Here is a 23,483-nt window from a genome sequence, read left to right on the forward strand (position 1 = left end):
TATAAAATTCATTTCTAAAAGGTGTAGCCGAAAATTTTTTGACTACACCTTTTTCTTAAAATTTATTTAAATATAAAAGTAGTGAATTTTTAATTCACTACTTCTTGCTACCTCTTATAGCATCACAAATTAATGATACAAATGCTGCACAAGGGATAAATACCATTAATACTACTGGTAACCATAATAACATTTCAACTATGTTCATTTAAATCACCTCAATATTAATATACCTCATAATAGTAGCATTTCTTCCTAATTTTTGTATATTTAATTATTAATTTACACAATTAACCATATATTTTCAAAAGAAACATTCTAATCCTCTAATTTAAATTTAGTTTTATTATTTTTATTTTAAAAATCTAAAAAGTTAATTTAAGACATAATTATAAGGTAGCCAAACTTATTAGACTACCTTAACAATTATAATTTTTAGATATTTTATAAATTATTTTTTCTTAATTAATGTTCCTACCATCATTCCACCTAACATTCCAAAGCATACACCATAAATTAGAATTTTTGTTCCAAATGCTTTCATAAATAATAAACTTATTCCCACCCCAATACACATTCCTATACTCATACCAATTGACATATAATCGTCTTCTTCGGTACTTTCTTTTTTCTTTAAAGTGTTTACATATTCTATATTTTCTCTATTTTCAATATTTCTAATTTTATTTTTCTTTTGAAAGTCAACTAATACTACTACATTAACTACTCCAAAAATTATCCAGGGCAAAGCTGCTATAATAAAATCAGCCATAACCTCATCTCCTAAAAATTCCTGTATATATATTTATAATACTCATTACCCTTAAATTAATGAATTCTCATTAGAATATATTATAAATATATTTTTCATTCTATTTAAGGAACATTTCTATATGAGGTTTATTTTCTAAAAAATTTTCAATTTTTATATCATGTATGTACTCTAATTTAATTATTCTTTTGCTACTAATACAACTGAAATTACAACTGCTATTATTCCAATTATAGTAAATAAATCAATGTGTTCACCTAAAATTATGGCACTAGCAATTATCCCTACAATTGGTTCAAAGGTTCCAAGTATAGATGATTTTGAAGGCCCAATTTTTCTTATTGCTACTTGTAGTAAAACTAATGCAAGAACTGTTGAAATTAAAGCTATTCCTAAATAAGAAAATATTATTCCACCATCTACTTTAAATACTAATTTATTTGTAACTAACCCAATTATTATAGTTATTAATCCTGCAAAGGCTGAACAATAGAATGTTACTACTAAACTATTTAAATTTTTAACTTCTTCTTTTCCCATAGCAAATACTGTAGCTCCATAAACAACTCCTGAAGCTAAAGCTAGTCCTATCCCTCTTATATCTAAACCACTTTTTTCAGAAGCAGATAATAAAAATACTCCTATTATTGATATTATCAATGCTATTGTCTTTTTCTTTGTAAATTTTTCTCCTGCAAATATAAAAGCAAATATACATACACATAATGGATATATGAAGTGAATTCCTGTTGCTAGTCCAACTCCAATATATTTATATGATAAGAAAAGCATTTGTGTAGTTAATGTATATCCTACACTTCCTATTAGAAAAAGGTAAATTAATTGCTTCTTAGTAACTCTTAAACTTTTCTTTCCTATAATTATAATTATTAATATTAAAATTGTAGCTATAGTAAATCTAGCTCCTAGTACAGTTGTTGGATTTGAACCATTTTCATAACCAAACTCAGCAAAAATTCCTAAAAAACCAAAACAAACTGAAGCTAAAATTGCAAATATTATTCCCGCTGTATTTTTCATCTTATAATCTCCTCTTTAGTGCTATTTAGGAAGAACAAAATTCCTTAAAGGAATTTTGCTGTACTTCCATCTTTATCTCCATTTACTATTATCTTTTTTTGAATTCTTTCTTTTAGTTCATTAACATGTGATATAACTCCCACAATTCTTCCCCCACCTTGAAGTTCTGAAAGAACATCAATTGCAGATTCTAATGATTCATCATCAAGAGTTCCAAATCCTTCATCAATAAACATTGTATCTAATTGAATTCCTCCAGCTGTCTCTTGAACTACATCTGAAAGTCCAAGTGCCATTGAAAGAGATGCTTTAAATCCTTCTCCCCCAGAAAGTGATGTAATATCTCTTTCTTTGTTACTATATCCATCAAATACTTGAAGGTCTAGTCCTTGACCTACTCTCTTATCTCCAAGTTCTGTTTTTCTTAAAAGCCTATACCTATCATTAGTCATCTTTAAGAATCTTTTATTTGCAGCATGAAGAATATCATCAAGATATGCTGCTAAGATATATCTCTCTAAAGTTATTTTCTTTTCATTTTCACCATTTACAAGTTTTGATACAGTTCCAACAACTCTATATTGTTTATCATCTTTTTCCATCTTTTTATTTATATCTTTTATATACTCTATAACTCTAGAATTATTTTCTATATTAGATTGCATTTTTCTAAGTTCTTCTTCCTTTTCATCAATCTCTTTACGTATTGATTTTCCTTTTTCTAAAATGCTTTCTAAATCCACTCTTTCTTTATTTTTTAATTTTTTCTTATACTCTTCTAAAACTTTTTTATTTCCTTTTAATTCTTCATTAAAACTAATTATCTCCTTATCTAAAGCTTCCAATATGTTTTTATCTTTTTTAGATTTTTTATAATCTTCTATATCTTTAAAATTAAAGCTCTCTATAGCATCGTTAAACTCTTTAAATGATTTTTCTTCTTCTTTTTTAAGCTCTAGTATTCTTTCTTTTTCACCTTCTAAATTTCCTTTTAAACTATTAACTTTAGAATTTATAATATCTAAATCATTTTTAGCAATATTAAAAGCTTTTTCTATATTTTCTTTTTCTTTTAATAATTCTATTTCTCTTAAATTTAGTTCTTCTAGAGATTTTATTTCTCCATTAAATCTATTTTTTATTTCTTCTACTTCACTTGTAGTCTTTGCTATTTTAACTTTAAAGCTATTTATACCATTTGTTAAAGATTCTAGTTTTTTCTCCTTTTCTTCCTTTTCTTTTAAGAGACTCTTTTCTTTACCTATACAAGCTTTTTCTTTCTTTAATATTTCATCAATTCCCCTTATATCTAAGGTAACTTTTCTTAGATTCTCACCTTCTTTTATAAGCTCTTCTTCTCCTAAAGATTTAACTTTTTCAATTTCTAAATCTTCTAATTTTAAAATTTCCTTAGCTAAAGCTAAAACTTCACTTATATTTTCATCAAAAGTTTCTTTTAAACTTTGAATTTGACTTTTTAATTCCAAGAAAATTTTATTCTCATCATCAAAGGATTTCTTTAGCTCATCAACTATTTCTTTTGTAATATCTATACTTTCTAAAACAGCCTTTTTAGGGTGATTTGTAGAACCACATACAGGACATTCCATTCCTTCTTCTAAATTTTTTGCAAGTATTCCTGCTTGGCTTCTAAAAAGTTTATCCTCTGCTTCTTTATACTCTTTTTCTTTCTCATTTACAATACCTAATTGTATATTGTATTTATTTCCTTTTTCTAAATGTCTACTTTTAAGATCTAAAGTTGAATTTACCTTAGATATAAGTTCTCTTAAAACTCTATCTTTATTTATAATTTCATTTTTTTCTCTCTCTAAAAGAATCTTTTTATCACTTTCTAGTCTACACTTATCTAAATAATCTTTTAATTTTTCAAGTAATATTTTATTTTTTTCTTTTTCTTCTTCAACTATTTTTTGCTCATAAGTAGCTTTCTTTAATTCTTCTTCTAGTTCTTTTAAAAGTTTTTCTTTGCTTTCATATCCTAAAGTCTTTTCTTTTAAGCCTTTTAAATTTTCCAATTCAAAGTCTATACTTTTTACTCTTTCGAAAGCTTTTTCTTCTTCTTTAAAAACTATTTCCTTACTTTCTTTTTCTTTTAAGCTTGCCTCTAAATCTTTATTTATATTTTCTAGCTTTTTTTCTCTATTTTTAAGGTCTAAGTCTATCTTTCTCCACTCATTTTCTTTTATTGAAACTTCATAAGCTTTTTCTCCTAAAAGCTTTTCCTCTTCTTTTTTCTTTATATTCTCTAAATTTTCTATGAGTGATTCTATTTTTTCCTCTACACTTTTTAAGCTATCAAAATCTTCGTTTATCTTTTTACCTTCATTATATTCTTTTAGAAGCTGTTGTCTTTTTTCATCTAAATTAGCTTTTAATTTTTCTTTTTCACTAAATATTGTTTTATCTATTTCTACGTCTTCAGAAAATTTTTCTAATATAAGTTGTACATTTAAATTTTCAGACTGAACTAATTCTTTTAATTCTGAATTATCTTTTAAAATAAAATCATTTATTCTGTTTTTTCTATCTCTAATAAGACATTCACTATTTTTAACTATTTTATTTGCTTTTTCTCTAAGATTTTCTTGAAAAGATTTTATAATATCTGTTTTAAATATTTTTCTAAAAATCTCTTCTTTATCTTGGCTTTTTGCTTCTAAAAGCTTTTTAAACTCCCCTTGTGGAATCATAACAAGCTGTTTAAATTGAATACTATTTATACCTAATATCCTTTCTACTTCGCGAGTTACATTTCCATATCCAGTTATAGTTTTTCCATTTTCAAATCCTCTACCACCATTTATATCAAGACTTGCGCTTGGTTTTGCAGTTGCAAAGCCTTCTCCAACTTTCTTTTTTCTTCTATACTCTGGATTTCTTTTAATCTTATATTCATTTCCTTTAAGAGTAAATATAAGTTCTACAAATGTTTCATCTTCTGCACTAGAAAAATTACTTCTAAAGCTTTTAGTATCACGACTAGCTCCACTTGCTTCTCCATAAAGTGCAAAATTTATTGCATCAAAAATAGTTGTTTTTCCTGCTCCAGTATTTCCTGTTACTACAAACATACTATCTTTATCTAAATTTTTAGCAAAATCTAACTCTTGTTTTTTTCCATATGGTCCAAAAGCACTTATTATAAGCTTTCTTATTTTCATAACTTACTTATCCTCCCTTTCCACTTCTTCTAAAACAGATTTAACTAAAGCTAACTCTTCATCTGTTATTTCTTCTTCTCTTATAGATGAAAAGAAATCACAAGTAAGCTCTAAAATTGATTTTTCTTTAAGCTGTGCTATGCTTTCCTCTTCCATATTAAGCTCTTTTAATCTACTTTCATTTCTAAGCTCCATTATATTAGGATATACTTCTCTAAGCTTTTGCATAGGCTCTATAACTTCACCTTTATCAGTTAAAGTAACCTTTATATAATCATCTATTTTTTGAGTTTGGATAAATTCTTTTGAAATAAGCTCACTAAGCTCTCCTCTAATTTCTCTGTAATCTCTCATAAGCTTAAAAGGGGTACGAGTAACTGTTACATCTCCATCTCCATTAAGTTCTATTTTAGTTATACCAACTTTATTATTCATTTCTGAAAAAGAATACTTCATAAGAGAACCAGAATATCTAATATTTTCTCCATCTACTCTTTGTGGACTATGTATATGCCCAAGAGCTGTATAATTAAAATCCTTAAAATGAGATGACTTTATAACTTCTGTTCCTCCAATAGAAAGCCTTTTCTCTGAATCACTTTCTATTATTTTTTCACTATCTTTAGCTACATAACCGTGGAATATGGCTACATTTCTCTCATTTTTATTTAAATCTATATTTTCTAATATCTTTTTCAAAGCATCATCATGAGTTTTTATAGATTCCTCATTATATAATTTTCTTACATAATAAGGGTCTGCGTAAGGAATAAGATAAAAATTAACTATTCCATCTTTATCTTTTAAATTTATTTTTTTAACTTCACTTTTAAGCTCTCCACTAACATAAAAATTACAAGCTTCATAAAATGAACTTCCAAATTCAATTCTTTCGTTACTATCATGATTACCTGCTATAAGAATAACAGGTGTTTTTAAATCTATAATAATTTTCTTTAAAGTATCATTTAAAAGTTCTATAGCTTCAACAGGTGGAATAGATCTATCATAAACATCACCAGCTATAAGAAGTACATCTGGGTTTTCTTTTTCTATTTCATTACACAATTGAGAAAGAATATATCTTTGGTCTTCAGTCATATAAAACCCATTCACAAGTTTACCTATATGCCAATCTCCCGTATGGAATATCTTCATATAAACTCCTCCTAATCAATCTAATTTACATAACAAAATTATTATAACATTTATAAATAGAAGTATGTTCCTATTAATAAAATTATTAAGTAGATTTCCTTTTTTAATTATTTAAAAAAAATAAATCCAACTGTATAGAAAAACTATACAGCTGGATCTTTTTTTAATAAACCGTACAACGCAATTATTCTTTCAAATTTTTTTACTGATAAAATTTCGTTTGTTATAAATCTACCATTAAAAAATAAACTATATGTAGTAAATGGTGATGGTGCGTTTTGTGCTTCTTCTCTCGTTTTTATTTGAATTGCCTTAAATGGAATATTTTTAGATTTTGCAAGATTCTCAATCAGTGGAACATATTTCACTGTAAAAGGACATTGATGAGTATAATATAAAATAAATCCGCGTTCTTTTATTGAAGATTTTTTTGCATTTTCCTTAAATCTTGGTTTCTTTTCCCTCTTTTTAAAAGGTAAATATAAAAGTTCATAATAAGGATATGCAGTATCTACTACTTTAAACCCTTTATATTTTAAAAATTTAGGGTCAGAAAGATAAGGTGCCTTCTTTTTAGAAGATAAAATAACAAGTCCTTTCTTTCCTTTTTCTTTACTATCTTTAATACATTCCTCTAGAAGTAAATTTGAATTACCTCGCCCTTTATATTGACCAGCTACCAAAAAGCAATTAATAAACATATATCCTTCTGCAATTATTGGTGCCCAAGCCATTTCAGCTGGAATATATTCAATAAAACATTTACCTCTAACATTTCCTTTTTTAAATACAAGTCCTTCATCTAATCTTTCAAAAATCCATTTTTTTTTTGATAATACCTGAAAATCTTCATTACTAGCTATTGCACAACAAATGTGCTCGCTCTCCAAATTTTCTTTTGTAATATCAATAATTTCCATACTATTTCCTCACTTTCAAAACAAAAACTAACTTCTTTAATTAGCCTAATTATTACATTAACCTTCCTTTCTATTATTAATAAATATATATCCTATAAAATATTTTGCTTTGTAAAATTCAACGTATGAAATAAAATTAATGCTAAGACTTATGCTGTTATTTTAAAGTATTAATACCATTTATATGGATTTTTTCTACTTTTTATTTTATTCTAATAAAATATATAGAATAATTATAACATTTGTTTAATTCTTAAAAAACTGTGTAATTTCAATTTCAAAAAAAATTATTAAGTTGTATAATATATACATAATATTAGTATATATTTTTATATATATTTCAATACTCTTATATTAAAAATTTTAAATTATTTAATACATAAAGAAAGAAGATGACAATATGAGCAACAATATTAAATCTCATTGGGGTGTAGAGTTATCTCCAAATTTTGTAGAACAAGGAAGTGATACTTTAGCAATAATACTTCCTGGAATTGCTTATACACTAGATAGAGTTACTTTAGAATATGCTAGTGAATTAGCTTTAAAATTAGGATATGATGTAGCTAGAATAGAATATGGATTTCAAAAAGCTAGAAAAGGATTTGATGTTCCTACAGAATTTGATATAGCTGCTAATGAAACTTTAGCTCAAATAAAAAGCATTTTAAAGCCAAGCTATAAAAAAATAATTATAATAGCTAAAAGCATTGGTACTTGTGTTCAAAATGTTATAAATAAAAACTTAAAAGAATTTGATGTAACTAATGTTTGTATAAGTCCAATAAATAAAACTGTTGATATGGGAATAGATAAAAACGCTCTAATTATAACAGGAAGTTCAGATCCTCTTTTATCAAAAGAAAATATAGAAAGCTTAACTGCTTCTTATGGACATAATCTAATAAACTTTAAAAGAGCAAATCACTCTTTAAATATAGAAAAAGAACCTGTTAAAAGTTTAGAAATTCAAATTGATGTAATCAATATTATAGAAAAATTTATAAAATAATATAAAATCTAAATTTATTAATTTTAAAATTATTTTATAAATGTATTAAATCATTAATGAAATGTAATTTTATTTTTTAATAAAAGAAGTGCTGACTAAATCAGCACTTTTTTCTAATTAAATTTATAATTTTTACTTTGAAATATATTTTCTTATTTTTCTTATAGCTTGACTTTGTGATATATCTAATGCTTCAGCAACTTTATATGAACTACCATACTTATGATATGCTGCAATTATTAATTCTCTCTCTGAATTTTCAATATGTTCTTTTAAAGTTGGAAATTTTATATTCTTATCTAAATATCCATCTTTAGTATAATCAATTTTTTTCTCTAAATTCTTTATTGTAATAAAATCATCTTCTGTTGATAATAATATCTGCTCTAAAACATGCTCTAGTTGACGTAAATTTCCTGGCCAACTATATTTTTTTAATTGTACTAATACACTATCACTAATTATCTTATTTAAGCTATATTTTTTATTTATTCTATCTACAAATACCTGAGCTAAAATTGGTATAGCTTCTTTTCTTTCTCTTAAAGGTGGAATCTTAAATTCTATTACATTTATTCTATAATATAAATCTTCACGAAACTTACCTTTCCTAACCATTTCAGCTATATCTTTATTTGTTGCAGCAATTATTCTAATATTAGTTGTCCTTTTTTCACTTCCTCCCACTGGAATGTAAGTCCTATTTTCTATTAATTCTAAAAGTTTACTTTGAGATGATAATGGTAACTCTCCAATTTCATCTAAAAATAATGTTCCATTATTAGCAAGTTCTACCAGCCCTTTCTTTCCCTCTTTTACAGCTCCTGTAAAAGCTCCTTTAACATATCCAAATAATTCTGATTCTATAAGATTTTCTGGAATAGTTGTACAATTCACAGTAAAAAATGGTCCATCTTTTCTTTTGCTAATATTATGTATAAACTTAGCACATGTTGATTTTCCAGTACCTGACTCTCCTAAAAGCAAAACTGTTACATCAAAACCAGCTATTTTATTTAAATTTTTAAATTCTTCAATATTAGAAAAGTTTGTAATTTGTTCTCCGTATTTATCTATTTGATATTTTAAATTTTCAGTATCTGTGTTTACTAAGCATTCTTTTTTTGAAGATAAATTTAGTACTTCTCTAGCATTTTCCACTACCATTTTTAATTTATTTTCATCATTAAATACAGGTTTTGCAGTCAAGAAAAGTTTTTTTCCGTACACTGTTTCTTGAAATAATGATATTTCTTTTTTCTCTTCTAAAACTATTGGGATTATTTGACTCCCCTTTTTTATTATTGGAGCTATAACTGAAAATTTCTTTCCAATTATATCTGATACATTGTAACAATAATTTTTTGAGAATGCTTCATTACAATATATAATTTCTCCCTCACTATCAGTTACAAAAACCTCATAAGTTAAATTATCTAAAATTTCTTTATATATATTATTTTCTAAGTTTAAATCCATCAAGTATTCTCCTAGTAATGTTAAAATTAGTATTTTTTATAAATTATACCACTTAAAGATTATAGATTCATCATTTTTAAGTATTTTTCGACTTATTTTTTCTGCTCCTGTTTTAACATAAGTCTATTAAGACTTATTTTTTAATTCAATTCTAAAATTCAATTCAAATAAGACTTAAATAACCGCTTTTCTTATTTGTATTTTAATACAAATAATTATTTTCAAATAACAAAACCATTGATTTTAAGCCATTCATTTATTTTTTATTTAATTTTATATTTTGGCATAACATTTGCTTTTATATAAGGCATAAAGATTTTTAAATTAAGAAAAGGAAGTGGTTTAAATGTGTACAGCATTAACATTAAAAACAAGTGAAGGAAATCATTTATTTGGAAGAAATATGGACATTGAATTTTCATTTAATCAATCTGTCGGTATTATTCCAAGAAGTTTTGAATATAAAAATATGTCAACAAATGAACTTGAAAAAACTAAATATGCAATCATAGGTATGATTACAGTAATCGACAATCATCCTATGCTTGCAGATGGATTAAATGAAAAAGGACTTGCCTGTGCAGGACTTAATTTTCCAGGATACGCTCATTGGGAATCAGAACTTTCAGAAGAAAAAATTAATGTTCCAGCATATGATTTTATGCTTTGGGTTTTATCTAACTTTGAAACATTAGAAGAATTAAAACCTGAATTAGAAAAATTAAATTTACTTGACTCTAGAATAAATAATCTTACACCTCCTCCAACTTTACATTGGATTATCACTGATAAAACTGGTCAATCTATTGTAATTGAAAAAACTAAATCAGGACTAAGACTTTTCAATAATGAAGTTGGAGTTTTAACAAATTCACCTACTTTTGACTGGCATCTAACTAACTTAAGACAATATATTGGATTATCATCTAACCAAGTGACTAATGCTAAATGGAGCACTCAAGAGTTAAAAGCTTTAGGACAAGGTGTTGGATGTGTTGGAATTCCTGGTGATTTTACTCCAGCATCTAGATTTGTAAGAACTGCATTCTTAAGACATTTTGCTCTTGCTAATGACAAAGATTCTATGAATATAAGTGAATTCTTCCATATATTAAATAATGTTGCAATGGTAAGAGGCTCTGTAAGAACTCCTGATAATAGAAGTGATATAACTCAATATACTTCTTGTATGAATCAAGAAAAAGGAATTTACTATTATAACACATATAATAATAACAATATAAATTCAATAGATATGCATAAAGAAGATTTAAATGCCAAAGAAATTAAATTATTTAATTATGAAGATACTTTAAAAATTAATAACCAAAATTAATATAGGTAATAAACTTTAGTTTATTAAGAAAGCTAAATCTTATACTCATTTAGCTTTCTTAATACTAAATCATATTACTACTTGTTATATTGATTAAATATAGTTTAAATTCAATAAATAATTCGAATAGGAAAGGATATGATTTATATGAATTCATTAAAAGTTGATAAAAACAGTAGCAATAAGAGAAAATATTTTATGATATTTGTTTGTATGTTAATACAAGCTATCCCATTTGGAGTAGCACAAAATATTCAGCCATTATTTATACCTTATGTAGTTAAGCATTTTAATTTCTCATTAGCTGCTTTTTCTCTAATATTTACTTTTGGTGCTTTAGCTGCATCTGTATGTTCACCTTTTTTAGGAAAACTTTTTGGTAAAATAAATGTTAAAATTATATTTTTAATAGGTACTATTTTATCCAGTCTTTCTTTCTTAGGATTTGGTTTGGCAACTAATTTAGCTGAATTTTATGTTTTATCTGCTATTTCTCAAGTTGGTTGTGTTTTATTTTCTGGATTAGGAATTGCATTTTTAATTGGTTCTTGGTTCCCTAAACAAGGTAGAGGTAAAGCTTTAGGAATTGCTTTCTCTGGTGGTTCTATTGGAAATGTATTTTTGCAACCAATCGTATCTAGTTTATTAGGTTCAAAAGGTGAAGCTGAAACATATATAATTTTTGGTATCCTATCTCTTATAGTTAGTTTAATAGTAATATTATTATTCGTAAGAGTTCCTAAACCAGGAGAACTTGATAGTGAATTAAATCAATCAAATATTGAAAAAACTGAAAATAAACAAGAAGATTCTGGATTTGAAGGCTTAGGAGCAGCAGCTACAAGAAAAAATAAATTTTTCTGGTTATTTGCTCTTGGATATGCCTTTATAGGAATTGCTATCGCAGCATGTAGTACTCAATATGCATCTTATTTTAAAATGAGATTACATTTAGATCCTGCATTAATAGGAATTTTAGGTTCTGTGTTTGCTTTATTCTGCTTAATCGGAAATGTTGGTGGTGGAGCTCTATTTGATAAATTAGGTAGTTTTAAAGCTATGACTATTGCTTGTATATTACAAGCTGTAGCAATTATAGGTATGTTACTTGCTGGAATTTCTCCAAACTTCTCATTCCTATTCTCTATTTGTTATGGTTTATGTGTATTCTCTTATATGTCAGGTCCTGCCTTCATTACAACAGACATATTTGGAAGAAAAGAATCAAGTGTAAACTTAGGGACAGTAAGTTTATTATTTGCTATAGGATTTGCTGTAGGTTCAACAATCTTTGGAGGATTTGCGCAAATATTAGGATTTAAAGTAGCTTGGATAGCAATGATTGTATTCCTTATTATTGGATATGGATTACTATTAACTTCTATAAAGAGAATAAAAAGTAACAATAAAAAATTAGCTGAAAGCCAAGCAAAAGCTGTATAATATAATTAGTTACTTTAATAAAATAACTAGTTTACTTAATTTTATTTTAGTAAACTAGTTTTTTTCATAAAGTACTTTAACTTTTATAATTTATCAAAGAAAGGAAGTATTATTATGAAAAATATAACTACTTTCCAAAAATCAATTAATAAAAAAAGCTTTTCTAGAGGTTGGATAATAGTAATTGCGTGTATGCTTATTCAGGCAATTCCTTTTAGTGTAGCCTCTAACATACAGCCTCAATTTATTAGTTATGTAATTAAAGGAGATGGATTTACTCTTACAGCATTTTCCTTAATATTTACAATAGGAACTTTAGCCTCAGCAATAGCATCACCTTTAATAGGCTATATATACTCTAAAGTAAATGTGAAACTCTTTTTTCTAATAGGCTGTATTATTTCTGGAGCAGGTTTCGCTTCTTTCGCTTTAGCAAAAAACTTATGGCAATTTTACTTAATAGCAGCAATTGTTCAAATTGGTACAACAATATTCTCTTCAATTGGAATTCCTTTAATCATAAATTCCTGGTTTAATAAAGAGGTTCGAGGAAAAGCTCTTAGTTTAGCTTTTGCTGGTGGTTCTATAGGTAATATAGTTCTTCAAATACTTGTTGTTAATTCCTTAATGAGTTCTGGATTTAGAGAAACTTATTTTAAATATGGTGTTATATCTCTTATAGTCGGAGTCCCTATTACTTTATTTCTTTTAAAATTACCTGATAAAGATACTATATCAATTAAAGAAAAGCCCTCTTCTAAAACTAATAAATTAGATAAATCTAATGGCTTTTCATTTAAAGAATTGAGAAAAATGAAGATATTTTGGATTTTTTCTATAGGATATGTATTTATTGGACTAGCAATAGCTGCCTTATCAATTCAATATCCTAATTATTTAAAAATTTTAATAAAAAATTCCTCTGCTTTTATAGGAATAACTCCTCACTTTATTGGAACAATTGGTTCATTATTTGCAATATTCTCATTAATAGGTAATTTACTCGGTGGAATATTATTCGATAAAATAGGTGTAACTAACTCTCTTATCATAGCATTTATTTTATCAGTAATTTCTTGTATATCTCTAATATTTACTAAGAATTCTCCAACACTCTCTTATGTGTTTTCTATAACTAAAGGATTATCTGTATATTCATATATGATGGGCCCAGCTTATTTAACAAGTCATTTTTTTGGAAAGAAAAACTTTACTACAATTCTAGGTATAACAAATTTAATGTTTGCGATAGGTTTTTCAGTTGGCTCAACGTTCTTTGCTATTATTGTTAATAAATTAGGCTATACTGCAGCATGGAGTTTTATACTTTTATTTATAATAATAGCTTTTTCAGCATTAATTTTTGCCGATATATCAGTTACTAAAACAAAAAAATCTTTTAATTAAATATTATAGATATGCATGAAAAAATTTATATTGTTTAATATATACAATAATTTATTTTAAATAAAAGAGACTTTAATGTAATTTTAAATACATAAAGTCTCTTTTTATATTCATTTTAAATTTTTATTTTCAATTACTCCCTTATATATTTAAGAGCCTTTGTTGTTTTTTCTTTATTTTGAATAAATTCATCATAATTTTCTTTAATAACTTCAGCATATATTAATTCAACTAAAAATAGTTGAGTAAATTTTGAAAGTACAGTGCTTGTTTCAAATACTGTTTCTTTTGACACATAAGCTATATTTACATCTGATATTTTTTCTAATGTATTATTTGTATTTTCTGTTATAGATATTACCTTTGCTTTATTGTTTTGAGCTATATTACAGACCTTTACAACTTCTGAAGTTTCTCCACTATGAGAAAATATAAATACCAAATCTCCTCTTTTCATTAAAGAAGCTAGCATAACCATTGTATGTGCATCAGTGGAAGATGCTATATCAAAACCTATTCTCATAAATTTATATCCTGTTTGAGTTGCTACTATACCAGAATCGCCAACTCCAAAAAAGAATATTTTATTTGCATTTAATATCATTTCTCTTATTTTTAAAATTTTTTCTTCATCAAGGATTTTTATACTTTCTTCAATTGCCTTCATATTATCAGAAAATATTTTTTCAGCCGTTTCATGAACAGATTCTCTTAAGTCTACTTTTGAATTTATTCTGTTAACCTCATTTTCTTTAAACATATATTTTGCTATATTTCTTTTTAACTCTTGGTAGCCACTAAACCCAAGTTTTCTTGAAAATCTTGTTATAGTTGCCTCACCTATAGAAACTATACTTGCAAGCTCAGATATAGATTTATCTACACATTCGCTTGGATTTTCATTTATATAATTCATAAGTATCAAATCACTTTTACTTACTCTAAACTCTTGTAGCTTTATCCTATCAATAATATTCATTTTTGCTCCTAACCTTACTATAAAATAAAAAAATGTTATATCTATATAATATACTAACCTAAAGCAAATATAAAGATACAACACTTTTCATGTTTCATTTAATTTTTAATTTTCCTTGTAATATTCTTTAAAATTATATACGGCACCTCTTAAATTACATTTTGATTTTATATATGATTTAAATCCAGTCCCTATATAATTTGGAATAGTAGATATAGCATAAATTATCTTTCTTTAAACTGGCCAAATCACTATTTTTTTATAAGTTTAAGAATAGATGCATTTTTACTATCAACACCTGTTGGATTATTTATATTTCAAATATAATACTTTTAACTACTCTAGAGCTTCTAATATTCTTTCAAACAATAATCTATGCCCTTCTTCTGTAGGATGAGATTTATCACTTAAAAACAATTCATATTCTTTAAAACTTCTACAATCTATATATTTTGAATTACAGCTATTAGCAAAATTTTTTAATTTAATAGATGTATTTTCATTTTCTTCATTCCAACAAAAATCTAAAACTATTAATTTAGGTTTATATTTATTAAATGCTCTCTCACATTTTTTTAAATATATACTATCATCTTCACATTTATTGTGTCCTAATGAAAATATCAAAATATTAGTGTTAAAAGCTTTTTCTATAATATCCCCTTCTAAATCATGTATTCTAGCACCACTTCTTGAATAATTATTTAAAACAGGTTTATCTTTATCAAACATAATAAATATTCCACTTACAGTATTTTCACCAGATATATTTATAATGTTTATCATCTTTATATTCCTATTTGTATCTATATTAATAGAAATTAATTTTTCTTTTACTTTCTCTTTAAGATTAATAATCTCCTCTTTAATAATATTATTATTTTCATCTAATATATCTATTTTTATCTTTCCTGAATTTTCTGTATTATTAACTTTAAGATATATTTCTTTTAACTGAACTGTTTTTTGAAAAGTTCCTTTATAATAAGCTTTAGATAACCAACTTTTTATCTGAAAAAAACCTATTGTCTCTTTTGATTCTATTTCTTTCCACCCATTATTTTCAAAAGTTAAAATATCTTTATATATTCCTTTTTCATTAGATAAAGGAGAAAGTAAATTTACAAAACCATAATTTAATGTATCTAAATCCTCATTAAACTTTTTTCTTAATAAACTAGACCACGAATCTAAATATATATCTATTGCGTTAGCTCCATGCGAAATGCTGTCACCTAAAATATTCATACTTAAAAATCCATAATCATCTCTTTTATTAAAATCTTTTAAATTAAATATTTTATTCATTATGCAAAATACTTTCTATATATCTTTTCTGTTCCTTTTTTCATTTCTTCTGTTTGGCTCTTCATTGGGCGTTTACAGTATCCTGCATCTACTCCTTGTAAAGATAATAAACCTTTTAATGTTTGGTATAATCCATTATCTAATACATCAGTTATGAAGTCGTTTACCTCATGTTGTAAATTTAAAGCTTCAGCTATCTTTCCTTCTTTAGCTAAATAAAATAGTTCTTTTGATTTTTTACCATTAACATTAAATGTTGAACCTATTGCTCCATCAACACCTAAAACTACTGCTGGTAACATCATTTCATCAAATCCTGAGAATATAAGTTTATCTGGATATGCTTTTCTTAATCTTTCTAATAAATAAAAATCTCCTGCTGTAAACTTAACTCCTATAATTTTTTCATTTTCAAATAACTCTCCAAATTGATCAACTGACATATTTACTCCTGTAAGAAATGGTATTGAGTAAATTATCATTTTATTGTCTACTGAATTTATAATTGTATTATAGTAATGTTTTATTTCATCAAAAGTAAACTTATAGTAAAAAGGAGTTACTGCTGATAATGCATTATATCCTAAATCTGTTGCATATTTTGCAAGTTCTACTGATTCTTCAATATTTAATGAACCAACTTGTGCTATTAGATTAACTTGTCCTTTATTTTCATCTGCAACAATTGAAAAAATTCTTTTTTTCATTTCTGTAGGAAGCATAAAGTTTTCTCCTGTACTTCCTCCTACATATAATCCATCAATTCCACAAACATCAATATTATGTCTTACAATTTGTCTAAGTCCATTTTCATTTAAACTTCCATCTTCATTAAATGATACTAATAATGCTGAATAAATTCCTTTCATAATTAAACACCTTCCTAATTTTATTTTTAATATTTCTATAATGCTGAAATAAATCTTTCTGTAATTTCTTTTGGTCTAGTAATAGCTCCACCTACTACTGCAGCATATGCTCCACAATCTAAAGCTTTCTTTAATTCCTCTGGATAATGTATTCTTCCTTCAGCTATTACAGGAATTTTTAAAACTTTATTTAAATCCTCTATAAGTTTTAAATCTGGTCCTTCCATAGATTGTGTATAGCTTGTATATCCTGATAATGTAGTTGAAACACAATCTACTCCTAATTTTTCTGCCATAACTCCCTCTTCAAAATTAGATATATCTGCCATAACTAATATATTATTTTCTTTTATTAGTTTAATTAACTCTGATATATCTTCATTATAAGGTCTTTTTCTATTTGTAACATCAATAGCTATTATTTCACACCCTGTTTTTATTAAATCTAAAACTTCTTTCTTAGTTGGAGTTATAAACACATCTGAATCTTCATATTTCTTTTTTATTATTCCTATTATAGGTAAATCTACAGTTTTCTTTATTTCACATATATCTTTTACTCCTTGCGCTCTTATACCAGAAGCCCCACCTTCTTTTGCAGCCAATGCCATTTTTGACATTATAAAAGAACTATGTAATGGTTCATCTTCTAATGCTTGACATGAAACAATTAATTTTCCTTTTAAATTCTCTAACACCGTCATATCTTTTCCTCCTATTTAATTATAATTTTACTTTATGATTTAATTATAAAACTTATTTTTTCACTTTTCAATTATAATTTTCTTTTTTTGAAATTAATTTTTATTTTTTGATTGTTAATAAAAAATTTTTTTATTTTAACGGAAATTTGTATTGTTTTTTGAAAAATTAAGAATATAATAAAGGTGAACAAAGGAAAACGTTATCAAAATAAATTTATAATGGAGGTTTTTTTATGAAATCATATTCACCAATCAACTATTTAGTTATTATTATCTATTTAATAGCTGTTTTTTTAATAGGTTTAGGTTTCTCTAGAAAAAAACAAGGTGGTAAAGTATTCTTTAAAGGAAATGATGGTTCAATACCTTGGTGGGTTGCAGCTGTTAGTTTATTTGCTACCTTAATGAGTCCAATTTCGTTTTTAACCTTAGCTGGTAGATCTTTTATGACAAACTGGGAAGACTGGTTAGGTCAACTTGGTGTATTTATAGCTGTACCACTTACAATAATGTGGTTTTTACCAGTTTATAAAAGAATGAAGTTAGATACTGCTTACGAATATTTAGAAAGAAGATTTAATAAAAAATTACGTTTTTTAGGAAGTTCAATGTTTATTATCTTCCAAATAGGAAGAAATGCTATAATAATGTATTTACCTGCAATCGCGTTAGCTTACATAACTCATATGAATATAAATATTCTTATATTAATCTTTGGAGTTATAGCTGTTATTTATTCAACTTTAGGTGGGCTTAAAGCTGTTTTATGGACAGACTTTATCCAAGGTTTAGTACTTTCTGTTGGTGCTATTTTTGTAGTTTGTTACCTAATATTCTCTGTAAAAGGAGGATTCTCACATATAGTTTCTTATGGATTATCACATCATAAATTTTTAAGTACATCTCAAATGATGTCTTTAAGTATATTTAAACAAGGTCTTCCTGTTGTAATAGTTGGCGCTGGTTTATCAACTCTTTCTTCATATGTTTCAAGCCAAGATATGGTTCAACGTTATATTACAACTGATGACTTAGGAAAAATGAAAAAAATGACTTACTTAAATGGATTTATGTCCATTGCTATAGCAACATTATTCTTCTTCGTTGGTACTGGTATGTTTGTATTTTATAAACAAAATCCTAATCTTTTAATACATGCCCATGCAACTGAAGATAAAATATTCGCAAGTTTTATTGTAAATCAATTACCTGTTGGGATATCTGGATTACTTATTGCTGCATTATTTGCAATAGGACAATCTAGTCTTTCATCTGGAATAAATGGAATAGCTTCTACTTGGACACTAGATTTAACTAAATCTTTTAAAAAGAACTTTTCAGATGAACAAGCTACTAGATACGGTAAAATTCTATCTTTATTAGTAGGTTTATTTTCAATAGTACTTGCAATAATATTTGCTAATTCTCATATAGAATCAATTTTTGCTTTCTTTAATGGATTTGTAGGAATAATACTAGGATTAGTTGGTGGATTATTTGTACTTGGAATATTAACTAAAAAAGCTAATACTAAAGGAGCTATAATTGGATTCATAGTAGGATTAATTATATCTATCTTTGTAAACTATTTCACTTCTGTAACATTCTGGGCATATTCAATAATTAGCATTCTTTCTGTCCTAATTATTGGATATATAGCAAGTTTCTTTTTTAAAGATGAAAAAGGATCTGAAAGAGAAGATTTGGACCATTTAACTATTTATGGTTCATTAAAAAAAGATAATAAATAAATTGAATAATAAAAAAAAGAACAAAACAGATAATTAATTTCTGTTTTGTTCTTTTTCATTATTAATTTCTATTATAAAGCTAATTATTAATCAATATCCATTATATCACATATTGGTGTTTAATTTACTTTATGTAAAATTATGGTTATAATGTTTGTATATACTTTATTGTATTATATAAATTGAATTATTAATAATATTATTTAGTTATATAGTAATGTGTATACCTTTTAATATTGTATAAAAAATAAAGGAGAATTTATGTGATTAATGAAACTTTAAAAATTATAAAAAATATTTTTCTTAAAAGCTTTATATTTGGAATTATAATTAAAATTTTGTTTCCCAACATACCTAATCATCAAATAACAATAATTATTGCTGTACTGATCGTATTATATGATTGGAAAACAAGTTCTATTTTAAAACTAAATAAACAAAAACTAGGTATAAAAAAGAGTAAGTAAGTTATTATAATAACTTACTTACTCTTTTTATATTTTAAACACAATTTATTAAAAATTATATTCTCAGTTTTAATTTTTAATTATTATTCTTAAAATCTTCCTTTATCTAATCCATATAAAGCTTTCCAAGTATTTTTACCTACTATTCCATCTTGAATAAGGTTAAAAACATTTTGTAGATTTTTAATAGTTTTTTCAGTATCTAGTCCAAAGGTGCCATCTGCACCATATTTACCTAAATTATATCCTCTATTAATTAATCTTTTTTGAATTAATTTAGTTAAATTGTCTTTAGCTCCTATACGAACTGTTACACAAGCCTCTAAAGTTTCACTTCCAAAATAACCATCAACTTTTAATCCAGCATTAAATTGAGAGTTTAATTCTCTTTGAAGAGCCTTTACTTCTTCTCCTTGTATAGAAATCTCCCATAATTGTTTAGGCTTTACACTTGGTCTGTGTGAAGGCTTTTGTACTGGTTTTTGATTTGGAGATTCTTCTAATTTCTTTATGAATATTTCGTTTGTGAAATTATTTAAATCTATATTTGAATTAATTCCTTGTATTTTTCCACTATCTGAATATTGATGTCCAACAATTTTAAATCCAGTTTCCATAGGCTTTGATACTCCATAATGAGCTATCCAACCACTATATTTTTTAACTCTATCATCTAAATTATCTCTTCCAAAGTATCCACTAGTATATATCATACAATCATATCCACTTAAGCTTTTAAATTTTTCTAAAAATTCTATACATCTATCAGATATTTGCTTCCTGTTTCTTCCTAAAGTATTTGTTTCTATATCTAAACAAGGTAATATATCAAATTTTCTATTTTTTATAGAATTCCAAAAATCTTGAGCTTGTTTACTTGGATCTGTTTTTTCACTCATAAAATGATAAAAGCCTATTGATATTCCAACTCTATATGCTCCTTTATAATGTTGTTCAAATAACGGATCAATATAATCTACTCCTTCAGTAGCTTTTATTATTACTATATCAACTCCACTTTTTTTAACTTCTGTAAAATTTACATTTCCATTGTGCTTTGATATATCTATTCCTTTTAACATTATATCCTCCTATTTTTCTTTTGAAATTTTTATAAAAATATCTATATATCTAAAATTTTATATTTATAAATATTATAATTTAATATATTCTCTTTCTTTAGATTTAGTTACATATTATTTTTATAAAAGTTTATTAACGATTAAAGTATTCAATTCCAATAGCTTCCCTAACTTCTGAAAGAGTTTGTGCCGCAATTTTTCTTGCTTTTAAACTTCCTTCCTCTAAAACTTTATATACATAATCAATATTTTTTTCAAATTCTTTTCTTCTCTCTCTAATTGGTTGTAACTCATCTTGGATTACTTCATTTAAATATTTTTTAACTTTCATATCTCCAAGGCCACCTCTTATGTAATGAGCTTTCATCTCCTCTAACTTTTCCTTATCTTTGCAAAATACATCTAAATATGTAAATACTGTATTATTTTCCACTTGTCCTGGGTCTTCTACTCTTATATGATTTGGGTCAGTATACATTGACATTATTTTTCTTTTAATTTCTTCTGGTTCATCTGATAAATAAATTGCATTATTTAATGATTTACTCATTTTTAATTTTCCATCAATTCCTGGCAATCTACCTGAACCTTCTTTCGCAAGATATATTTCAGGTTCTACTAAAATTTCTTTATTATAAATTTGATTAAAGATTCTTACTATTTCTCTTGTTTGCTCTAACATAGGAAGTTGATCTGATCCTACTGGGACTAAATCAGCTTTAAAAGCAGTTATATCAGCAGCTTGGCTTACTGGATATATTAAAAAACCTGCTGGTATACTTAAATTAAAATTTTTTTCTTTTATTTCTGATTTTACAGTTGGATTTCTTTCAAGTCTTGAGACTGTAACTAAATTTAAATAGTGCATAGTTAATTCATTTAATTCTGGTATTTGAGATTGAACAAAAATTGTAGATTTTTCTGGATCTAATCCTACTGCTAAATAATCTAATGTTACCTCAACTAAACTTTTTCTTATCTTTTCTGGATTTCTTGCATTATCTGTTAATGCTTGTTGGTCTGCTATCATTATATAACTATCATATAAGCCTGTATTTTGAAGTTCTACTCTATTTTTTAAAGAACCTACATAATGTCCTATATGAAGTTTTCCTGTTGGTCTATCACCTGTTAAAATTATTTTTTTTGTCATATAAATCACTCCTAAAACTATTTTTTTATATAAAAAAAACTCCGTCCTATAAAAAATAGGACGGAGATAATATTCCGCGTTGCCACCTAAATTGTGTAAAAAAATCACACCTCTCATTTTCAAGTACTAACATACTCTATCCACTGTAAGGTGTGGCTCACCACTTAGATACTCTCTATTAAAAGATTTCGCCTCGTTCTTCAAAGACCCATTCATAAAACTTTTTCTTGCTAAGATTCCACCATCCTCAGCTCTCTTTATTGAACCTAAGTTAAATTACTTTTTCTTATCAAAAGATTTACTTTATTTTTTTCATTATAGCTCTACATAAATTTCAAGTCAACTAACTATATTACTAATTTAATTTTTTAATAATATTATTTTAAACTTAAATAGGCAAAAATTTTTAGATCATATTATTTTTATTTATTATACTTAATATTTTAAATACATAATTCTTCAAAATAAAAATTATAAATTAAAATTATAAAATGCGCCTTTCATTCCAGCAGTATTTTTAAGCTTTGCAAATTCTATTCTAGTATTAATATAAACTGATTCTATCAAATATTTTTTTAAACTCTTTTCTATTAAAGGTCTAAAAATTTCTTCTCTAGCCATTATTCCTCCACCCAGAACAACTACCTCTGGATTTACTGAATAAACAATATTAGAAATTCCTAAAGCTAAATTATCAACTAACCTTTCAACTTCTTCTCTACATATTAAATCTCCTTTTTCATAATTATCTAAAACATATCTTCCATCTATAGACTTATTATCAATACCTTTTCTCAAAGCTACATTTCTAACCAAAGAAGTAGTAGATGCAATATTTTGAATATGTTCTCCATTAACTATCATATATCCTATTTCTCCAGCTGAATTGCTAAATCCATGAAGTATTTTTCCATCTAATATTATTGCTCCTCCAATTCCTGTCCCTATTGTTAAACAGACCATTGAATTAGTACCCATTCCAGCTCCATCAAAAAACTCTCCTAATGCTGCACAATTTACATCATTCTCTACAGAACAAGGTATTTTAAATTCTTTCTCTAATATCTTCTTAACTTCAACTCCAGTATAATTAGGTATTGTTGGACCAGCATAAGTAATCTTTCCTTCTTTAGGACACACCATTCCAGCAGTTGATATACATATTCCACTTATATCATTATCAATCATAATTTCTCTAATTATCTCTTTAACTTTATCTATTATACTTAATCCACCTTTATATGCCTCAGTATCTCTATCATTATTCTCTATTAATACTCCTTCTTTATTTATAACTCCATATTTTATACTAGTTCCCCCAATATCTATAACTGCAAATAGCTCCATCTATATCACCTCTATTAAAATTAATGTTCTATAAAAATTATCAAAGATAAAAAGGCTGTATCAAAATAAC

General features: G+C 25.8%; 18 protein-coding genes and 1 other annotated feature. Of the genes, 5 read left to right on the forward strand and 13 right to left on the reverse strand.

The annotated features are described in order from the left end of the window. Nucleotides 1-451: 451 nt before the first annotated feature. The 5 genes from HMPREF1092_RS14975 to HMPREF1092_RS14995 form a co-directional block, all read right to left on the reverse strand. Nucleotides 452-772 (reverse strand): hypothetical protein, encoded by a 321-nt coding sequence (locus tag HMPREF1092_RS14975; RefSeq protein ID WP_002599522.1) that lies wholly within the window; start codon nucleotides 770-772, stop codon nucleotides 452-454. Between the two features lie 180 nt (nucleotides 773-952). After that, nucleotides 953-1,813 (reverse strand): DMT family transporter, encoded by an 861-nt coding sequence (locus HMPREF1092_RS14980; RefSeq protein ID WP_002599523.1) that lies wholly within the window; start codon nucleotides 1,811-1,813, stop codon nucleotides 953-955. 44 nt (nucleotides 1,814-1,857) lie between these two features. Further along, on the reverse strand, nucleotides 1,858-4,998 hold the full coding sequence (locus tag HMPREF1092_RS14985; RefSeq protein WP_002599524.1) for an AAA family ATPase: 3,141 nt from the start codon (nucleotides 4,996-4,998) through the stop codon (nucleotides 1,858-1,860). Nucleotides 4,999-5,001: 3 nt separating this feature from the next. After that, nucleotides 5,002-6,156, reverse strand: coding sequence for an exonuclease SbcCD subunit D (locus HMPREF1092_RS14990; protein ID WP_002599525.1), 1,155 nt, complete (start codon nucleotides 6,154-6,156; stop codon nucleotides 5,002-5,004). 143 nt (nucleotides 6,157-6,299) lie between these two features. Beyond that, nucleotides 6,300-7,076: an N-acetyltransferase gene (locus tag HMPREF1092_RS14995; protein ID WP_002599526.1), complete on the reverse strand. Its 777-nt coding sequence runs from the start codon at nucleotides 7,074-7,076 to the stop codon at nucleotides 6,300-6,302. Nucleotides 7,077-7,476: 400 nt separating this feature from the next. Here HMPREF1092_RS14995 and HMPREF1092_RS15000 point away from each other — a divergent pair, with 400 nt between their 5' ends. Then, entirely contained in the window at nucleotides 7,477-8,088 is a 612-nt protein-coding gene (locus HMPREF1092_RS15000) for a hypothetical protein (protein WP_002599527.1), read from the forward strand. Between the two features lie 132 nt (nucleotides 8,089-8,220). Here the strand turns inward: HMPREF1092_RS15000 and HMPREF1092_RS15005 are convergent, their stop codons facing one another. Beyond that, the gene (locus tag HMPREF1092_RS15005; RefSeq protein ID WP_002599528.1) at nucleotides 8,221-9,567 is read right to left on the reverse strand and encodes a sigma-54 interaction domain-containing protein; all 1,347 of its coding nucleotides are present in this window, start codon (nucleotides 9,565-9,567) and stop codon (nucleotides 8,221-8,223) included. Between the two features lie 346 nt (nucleotides 9,568-9,913). Here HMPREF1092_RS15005 and bsh point away from each other — a divergent pair, with 346 nt between their 5' ends. From bsh to HMPREF1092_RS15020, 3 genes are all read left to right on the forward strand, one after another. Continuing rightward, nucleotides 9,914-10,903: a choloylglycine hydrolase gene (gene bsh, locus HMPREF1092_RS15010; protein ID WP_002599529.1), complete on the forward strand. Its 990-nt coding sequence runs from the start codon at nucleotides 9,914-9,916 to the stop codon at nucleotides 10,901-10,903. 147 nt (nucleotides 10,904-11,050) lie between these two features. After that, nucleotides 11,051-12,346, forward strand: a complete 1,296-nt coding sequence (locus tag HMPREF1092_RS15015; protein ID WP_002599530.1) for a conjugated bile salt MFS transporter — start codon at nucleotides 11,051-11,053, stop codon at nucleotides 12,344-12,346. A 114-nt stretch (nucleotides 12,347-12,460) separates the two neighbouring features. Further along, nucleotides 12,461-13,753, forward strand: a complete 1,293-nt coding sequence (locus HMPREF1092_RS15020; RefSeq protein WP_002599531.1) for a conjugated bile salt MFS transporter — start codon at nucleotides 12,461-12,463, stop codon at nucleotides 13,751-13,753. A gap of 133 nt (nucleotides 13,754-13,886) precedes the next feature. On the opposite strand, the gene HMPREF1092_RS15025 is transcribed toward HMPREF1092_RS15020, so the two are convergent. The 4 genes from HMPREF1092_RS15025 to HMPREF1092_RS15040 form a co-directional block, all read right to left on the reverse strand. Next, on the reverse strand, nucleotides 13,887-14,732 hold the full coding sequence (locus HMPREF1092_RS15025) for a MurR/RpiR family transcriptional regulator (RefSeq protein WP_002599532.1): 846 nt from the start codon (nucleotides 14,730-14,732) through the stop codon (nucleotides 13,887-13,889). A gap of 336 nt (nucleotides 14,733-15,068) precedes the next feature. Beyond that, nucleotides 15,069-16,040, reverse strand: a complete 972-nt coding sequence (locus HMPREF1092_RS15030; RefSeq protein WP_002599533.1) for a hypothetical protein — start codon at nucleotides 16,038-16,040, stop codon at nucleotides 15,069-15,071. Continuing rightward, complete coding sequence (locus HMPREF1092_RS15035) at nucleotides 16,040-16,909, reverse strand: N-acetylneuraminate lyase (protein WP_002599534.1); 870 nt, start codon at nucleotides 16,907-16,909, stop codon at nucleotides 16,040-16,042. Before HMPREF1092_RS15035 ends, HMPREF1092_RS15030 begins: the two co-directional genes overlap by 1 nt. Nucleotides 16,910-16,944: 35 nt before the next feature. Then, on the reverse strand, nucleotides 16,945-17,607 hold the full coding sequence (locus HMPREF1092_RS15040; RefSeq protein ID WP_040414495.1) for an N-acetylmannosamine-6-phosphate 2-epimerase: 663 nt from the start codon (nucleotides 17,605-17,607) through the stop codon (nucleotides 16,945-16,947). A 239-nt stretch (nucleotides 17,608-17,846) separates the two neighbouring features. Here HMPREF1092_RS15040 and HMPREF1092_RS15045 point away from each other — a divergent pair, with 239 nt between their 5' ends. Beyond that, entirely contained in the window at nucleotides 17,847-19,364 is a 1,518-nt protein-coding gene (locus tag HMPREF1092_RS15045; protein ID WP_002599536.1) for a sodium:solute symporter family protein, read from the forward strand. Between the two features lie 556 nt (nucleotides 19,365-19,920). Here the strand turns inward: HMPREF1092_RS15045 and HMPREF1092_RS15055 are convergent. The 3 genes from HMPREF1092_RS15055 to HMPREF1092_RS15065 form a co-directional block, all read right to left on the reverse strand. Next, a complete protein-coding gene (locus HMPREF1092_RS15055; RefSeq protein ID WP_002599538.1) occupies nucleotides 19,921-20,913 on the reverse strand; it encodes a GH25 family lysozyme in 993 nt (330 codons plus the stop codon). Between the two features lie 133 nt (nucleotides 20,914-21,046). Further along, the gene (trpS, locus tag HMPREF1092_RS15060) at nucleotides 21,047-22,066 is read right to left on the reverse strand and encodes a tryptophan--tRNA ligase (protein WP_002599539.1); all 1,020 of its coding nucleotides are present in this window, start codon (nucleotides 22,064-22,066) and stop codon (nucleotides 21,047-21,049) included. 53 nt (nucleotides 22,067-22,119) lie between these two features. Then, nucleotides 22,120-22,368, reverse strand: a binding site (T-box leader). Nucleotides 22,369-22,537: 169 nt separating this feature from the next. Further along, a complete protein-coding gene (locus tag HMPREF1092_RS15065; RefSeq protein ID WP_002599540.1) occupies nucleotides 22,538-23,413 on the reverse strand; it encodes an ROK family protein in 876 nt (291 codons plus the stop codon). Nucleotides 23,414-23,483: the final 70 nt, after the last annotated feature.

Origin of the sequence: Clostridium thermobutyricum (assembly GCF_000371465.1) — a bacterium.
GTDB classification, from domain to species: Bacteria; Bacillota; Clostridia; order Clostridiales; family Clostridiaceae; genus Clostridium; species Clostridium thermobutyricum.

Coding starts and splice junctions, on each gene's coding strand:
- HMPREF1092_RS15005 (WP_002599528.1), bottom strand. CDS start 9,567: ATGGATTTAAACTTAGAAAATAATATATATAAAGAAATTTTAGATAAT.
- HMPREF1092_RS15045 (WP_002599536.1), top strand. CDS start 17,847: ATGAAATCATATTCACCAATCAACTATTTAGTTATTATTATCTATTTA.
- HMPREF1092_RS14975 (WP_002599522.1), bottom strand. CDS start 772: ATGGCTGATTTTATTATAGCAGCTTTGCCCTGGATAATTTTTGGAGTA.
- HMPREF1092_RS15065 (WP_002599540.1), bottom strand. CDS start 23,413: ATGGAGCTATTTGCAGTTATAGATATTGGGGGAACTAGTATAAAATAT.
- HMPREF1092_RS15000 (WP_002599527.1), top strand. CDS start 7,477: ATGAGCAACAATATTAAATCTCATTGGGGTGTAGAGTTATCTCCAAAT.
- HMPREF1092_RS15020 (WP_002599531.1), top strand. CDS start 12,461: ATGAAAAATATAACTACTTTCCAAAAATCAATTAATAAAAAAAGCTTT.
- HMPREF1092_RS15015 (WP_002599530.1), top strand. CDS start 11,051: ATGAATTCATTAAAAGTTGATAAAAACAGTAGCAATAAGAGAAAATAT.
- trpS (WP_002599539.1), bottom strand. CDS start 22,066: ATGACAAAAAAAATAATTTTAACAGGTGATAGACCAACAGGAAAACTT.
- HMPREF1092_RS14980 (WP_002599523.1), bottom strand. CDS start 1,813: ATGAAAAATACAGCGGGAATAATATTTGCAATTTTAGCTTCAGTTTGT.
- HMPREF1092_RS15055 (WP_002599538.1), bottom strand. CDS start 20,913: ATGTTAAAAGGAATAGATATATCAAAGCACAATGGAAATGTAAATTTT.
- HMPREF1092_RS14990 (WP_002599525.1), bottom strand. CDS start 6,156: ATGAAGATATTCCATACGGGAGATTGGCATATAGGTAAACTTGTGAAT.
- HMPREF1092_RS15035 (WP_002599534.1), bottom strand. CDS start 16,909: ATGAAAGGAATTTATTCAGCATTATTAGTATCATTTAATGAAGATGGA.
- bsh (WP_002599529.1), top strand. CDS start 9,914: ATGTGTACAGCATTAACATTAAAAACAAGTGAAGGAAATCATTTATTT.
- HMPREF1092_RS15030 (WP_002599533.1), bottom strand. CDS start 16,040: ATGAATAAAATATTTAATTTAAAAGATTTTAATAAAAGAGATGATTAT.
- HMPREF1092_RS14995 (WP_002599526.1), bottom strand. CDS start 7,076: ATGGAAATTATTGATATTACAAAAGAAAATTTGGAGAGCGAGCACATT.
- HMPREF1092_RS14985 (WP_002599524.1), bottom strand. CDS start 4,998: ATGAAAATAAGAAAGCTTATAATAAGTGCTTTTGGACCATATGGAAAA.
- HMPREF1092_RS15025 (WP_002599532.1), bottom strand. CDS start 14,732: ATGAATATTATTGATAGGATAAAGCTACAAGAGTTTAGAGTAAGTAAA.